Genomic DNA, 3,016 nt, shown 5'->3' on the forward strand with positions numbered 1-3,016 from the left:
CGAACGGGCTCAACCGAACGGGCTCAACCGAACGGGCTCAGCTGGACGGGCTCAGCTGGACGGGCAGCCGAACGGGCTCAGTCCTTCTTCGGCGGGACCGCCGGCATCCCCAGGAACGGCAGCCGCAGGGCGCCGAAGGCCTCGGACGGGACGGCGGGGGACTTCGGCTCGACCGCCGAGAGCCGTACGTACGCCTCCCCCTGCCGCGGCCGCGGGTCCTCCTCGCCCTTGTTCGGCCAGAAGGACATGGCGCGCTCCGCCTGGGCCGTGATCGTCAGGGACGGGTTGACGCCGAGGTTGGCGGAGACGGCCGCGCCGTCGACGACGGAGATCCCCGGGTGGCCGTAGAGCCGGTGGTACGGGTCGATGACGCCGGTCGTACCGTCGGCGCCGATCGGGCAGCCGCCCAGGAAGTGCGCGGTGAGCGGGGTGCCCATGAGTTCGCCGATGTTGGAGCCGGCGAAGCCGTTGATCTCCTCGGCGAGCAGGCTCGCGGCCCGCGTCGCCGCCTCGATCTGCGTCGGATTGGGGGTGCCGTGGCCCTGGCGGGCGGTGAGCAGGCCCTTTCCGATGCCGCCCGGCTTGCGGTAGGTGGTGAGCGAGTTGTCCAGGGACTGCATGACGAGGCCGATGATCGTCCGCTCCGACCAGCGCCGGTTGGACAGCGAGCGGGCCGCGAGCGCGGGGTGCTTGACCAGTTCGAGCAGCCACCTGCGGACCCGGTGCGCGCCGTAGGGCACCTGGAGGACGGTCATGCCGCCCATGGAGTTGGAACCCTTGCCGTAGCGGACCGGCTCGATGTGGGTGTTGTCGTCCGGGTGGATCGACGAGGTGATCGCGACGCCCTTGGTGAAGTCGGCCCGGTCCTTGCCGTGCCGCTTGCGGTAGCGGCGGTCGGTGGTCTGCGAGCCGACCAGCGCCTCGGAGTTCGTACGGGTCAGCTCGCCGAGCCGGCCGGAGATGCGGGGCAGCAGCCCGGTGTCCTTCATCCGGTGGAGCAGGGTCTGCGTGCCGTACGTGCCGGCGGCGATGACGACCTTGCGGGCGGTGAAGGTCCGGCCCGCGCCCTTCTTCCTGTTGTCGGTCGGCAGGGTCTTGACCGCGTAGCCGCCCCGCGAGTCCTCGGTGACGGCGACGACCGAGGTCATCGGGTGGACGACCGCGCCCGCCTTCTCGGCGAGGTAGAGGTAGTTCTCGTTGAGGGTGTTCTTGGCGCCGTGCCGGCAGCCGGTCATGCACTCGCCACATTCGGTGCAGGCCCTGCGGGAGGGGCCGGCCCCGCCGAAGAACGGGTCGGCGACCTCGCCGCCCGGCTTCGCCCGCGCCGTCCCGTCGCCGTCCTTGCCGTCGCCGAAGAACACTCCGACCGGCGCCATGTGGAAGGTGTCGCCGATGCCCATGGCCTGTGCGGTCGCCTTCAGATGGACGTCCGAGGGGGTCATGGTCGGGTTGAGGCGCACGCCGAGCATCCGCTTGGCCTGGTCGTAGTAGGGCGCGAGCTCCTCCCGCCAGTCCGTGATGTCCTTCCACTGCGGGTCGTCGAAGAACGGCGCGAGCGGCTCGTAGAGGGTGTTGGCGTAGTTCAGCGAACCGCCGCCGACGCCCGCGCCGGCGAGGACCATGACGTTGCCGAGCAGATGGATGCGCTGGATGCCGTACAGGCCGAGCGTCGGGGCCCACAGGAAGTTCTTCAGGTCCCAGGAGTTCTTGGGCAGCTCACCCCGCGCGAACCGGCGCCCGGCCTCCAGGACGCCGACCCGGTAGCCCTTCTCGGTGAGGCGGAGGGCGGTGACCGAACCGCCGAAGCCGGAGCCGACGACCAGGACGTCGTAGTCGTACGAGTCGTCCTCGTCCTGATTCTGGGCAGGGGGTACCGCGGTCATGGCTCTCCTCGTACGAAAAGGGGCGGGTGGGACGGAGGGTCAGCGCAGGCGCAGGGCCTTCATCGCCTTCAGGGACACGCTCATGAACGCGGCGTACTTCTCGTCGTCCATCCCGAAGGAGGGCGCGAGCGGGATCAGCCGCTGCTGGGCGACGGTCTGCGCCTCGGTGTACTTGAGGATGCCCTCGGAACCGTGGCGGCGGCCGAGCCCGGAGTCCTTCATGCCGCCCATCGGGGACTGCACGCTGCCGTACGCGGGCGCGTACCCCTCGTTGATGTTGACGGTGCCGGTGCGCAGCCGCGCCGCGACGGCGTGGCCGCGGCGCGAGTCCTTCGTCCAGACGGAGGAGTTGAGGCCGTACGGGGTGGCGTTGGCGAGCTCGACGACCTCGTCCTCGTCCCTGAAGCGGTAGACGGAGACGACCGGGCCGAAGGTCTCCTCGCCGCAGACGGCCATCGGGGCCTCGACGCCGTCGAGGATGGTCGGCTCGAAGAAGAGGGGGCCGATGTCGGGGCGGGCGACGCCGCCGGCGACGAGCGTGGCGCCCTTGGCGACGGCCTCCTCCACGTGCCTGGTGACGGTCTCCAGCTGCCGCTCGCCGACGAGGGAGCCCATGTCCGCCCCGTACGCGAGGGAGTTGCCGAGGCGCATGGCCTTGGTGCGGGCGGCGAAGCGCTCCAGGAAGGCGTCGGCGATCGACTCGTGGACGTAGAGCCGCTCGATGGAGATGCAGAGCTGGCCGGCGGAGGAGAAGCAGGCGCGGACGGCTCCGGCGGCGGCCTTCTCGATGTCGGCGTCCTTGAGGACGAGCATGGCGTTCTTGCCGCCGAGTTCGAGGGAGACGCCGACGAGCCGGGCGGCGGCGCCCTGTGCGACCTCGCGGCCGGTGCGGGTGGAGCCGGTGAAGGAGACGTAGTCGGCGTGCTTGACGACCTCGGGGCCGACGACCGGGCCCTCGCCGAGCACGACCTGGAAGACCCCGGCGGGCAGGCCGGCCTCGATGAGCAGGTCACGGGCCCAGAGCGCGGTGAGCGCGGTCTCCGTGTCGGGCTTCATGACGACGGCGTTGCCCGAGACGAAGGCGGGGAGCGCGTCGCCGACGGAGAGCTCGAACGGGTAGTTCCAGGGGGCGA

Annotated in this window: 2 protein-coding genes; both read right to left on the bottom strand. The window is 71.1% G+C overall.

The genetic code is table 11. The features are described from left to right. Nucleotides 1-77: 77 nt before the first annotated feature. The gene (locus tag CCN56_RS39365) at nucleotides 78-1,883 is read right to left on the bottom strand and encodes a GMC family oxidoreductase (protein ID WP_086832398.1); all 1,806 of its coding nucleotides are present in this window, start codon (nucleotides 1,881-1,883) and stop codon (nucleotides 78-80) included. Between the two features lie 39 nt (nucleotides 1,884-1,922). Beyond that, on the bottom strand, nucleotides 1,923-3,016 hold a 1,094-nt coding region (locus CCN56_RS39370; RefSeq protein WP_256962420.1), incomplete at its 5' end, for a succinic semialdehyde dehydrogenase.

Origin of the sequence: Streptomyces sp. NRRL B-24572 (genome assembly GCF_002156145.1) — a bacterium.
GTDB lineage: Bacteria > Actinomycetota > Actinomycetes > Streptomycetales > Streptomycetaceae > Streptomyces > Streptomyces vietnamensis.

Coding starts and splice junctions, on each gene's coding strand:
- CCN56_RS39365 (WP_086832398.1), bottom strand. CDS start 1,883: ATGACCGCGGTACCCCCTGCCCAGAATCAGGACGAGGACGACTCGTAC.